General features: G+C 66.1%; 2 protein-coding genes. Both read left to right on the plus strand.

Features of this window, described 5'->3' with window-relative positions; all coding sequences use genetic code 11:
• On the plus strand, positions 1–571 hold a 571-nt coding region (locus PMW70_RS09680; RefSeq protein ID WP_334203922.1), incomplete at its 5' end, for a helix-turn-helix domain-containing protein.
• The gene (locus tag PMW70_RS09685) at positions 514–1,419 is read left to right on the plus strand and encodes an IS3 family transposase (RefSeq protein WP_082222915.1); all 906 of its coding nucleotides are present in this window, start codon (positions 514–516) and stop codon (positions 1,417–1,419) included. The genes PMW70_RS09680 and PMW70_RS09685, both read left to right, overlap by 58 nt.
• Positions 1,420–1,463: the final 44 nt, after the last annotated feature.

Here is a 1,463-nt window from a genome sequence, read left to right on the forward strand (position 1 = left end):
TGAACTGCATCCCATTTCTTGGACTTTGAAATTAAGGTTCGAGAAAAGGGAGGCATCGGAAATGCCCCGCAGGAAGAAGGCAAGATACGGTCGCGAGATGAGGGCACGCGCCGCCGACCTGTTCGAGGCCGGCCTCGGCTTCGAACTCGCGGCCAAGAAGCTCGACGTTCCCGCCCCGGCGGTGAGAAAATGGCTCTACGCGTACCGGGCAACCGGGAGGAAGGGGCTGATCGGGATGGGCGAGAGCCGCAGGACCTACGACATGGAGACCAAGCTCGCCGTCGCGAGGGCCGTCGTGGACGAGGGGATGCCGCGGTCGGCGGCGATGGCCCGCTTCGGCATCGCCGCCGCCACATCGCTCGACCGCTGGTGCAGGCTGTACCGCGAGGGCGGGCCGGAGGCGCTCGAGCCGGGACGCCGCGGCAGGCCGGAGGGCCCCGGGGGGCGGACGCGCGAGCGGGAGCTCGAGGAGCGCGTGCGCAAACTCGAGGCCCAGGTGGCGTATCTAAAAAAATCGATAGCCCTGAAAGCGGAGAAGAGCTCTCAAACTGGGAGAAAGCCCAGGTCGTAGCCTCCCTTTCAGGGCACCACCGCCTATGCGACCTGCTCGCGGCCGCGCGGCTCGCGCCGTCGAGCTACCACTATGCCGTGGCGCACCCGCCGAGAGCGACCCGGCCAGAGCTCCGGGAGGCCGTGCGCGAGATCTTCTCGAGGACGGCGAACGGGTGCGGCCACCGCCAGATAGCGATGTGCCTGAGGGCCGAGCTGGGCGCGAGGATAGCGGACAAGACGGTCCTCAAGATGATGCGGGAGCTCGGCATCCGCTGCGGCATCCGCCGGGAGACCGACTACCATCGCTACAACTCCTACCGCGGCCCGGTCGGCGAGAGATTCGACAACCTGATAGCGCGTGACTTTCGCGCGGGCGCCCCGTGGGAGAAGCTCGGGACCGACGTCACGGAATTCAGGCAGCCCTGGGGCAAGGCGTACTTCGCCCCGGTCTACGACTTCTGCACGAAGGAGATCGTCTCCTGGTCGGTGTCGACGAGCCCGGACATGGCCCAGCAGGAGGAGGTGCTCAGGCGCCTGTTCGCGAGGATGCCGGCCGGGGCCTCGCCGATCGTCCACAGCGACATGGGCTGGCAGTACCAGCACCCTAGGTGGACCGGCGAGCTCAGGAGGCACGGCGCCAGGCAGAGCATGTCGAGAAAGGGCAACTGCCTAGACAACGGGGCGACGGAGCAGGTGTTCGGGCATCTCAAGGACGAGTTCTTCAGGGGCGTCGAGTGGGCCGACTTCGAGTCCTTCAAGAGGGACCTCGACGCCTACGTCGTGCATTGGAACACGAGGCGTCGCCAGGTGGCGCTCGGCGGCCTCACCCCGGTGGAGTTTCGGAAACGGCTATTGAAAGCGTCCTAGTGTTCGCTTCTAATAAAGAAGGCCAAGATTCGGGACGCAGTTCA

This window comes from Collinsella aerofaciens, from assembly GCF_028209625.1.
Lineage (GTDB): Bacteria > Actinomycetota > Coriobacteriia > Coriobacteriales > Coriobacteriaceae > Collinsella > Collinsella aerofaciens_AM.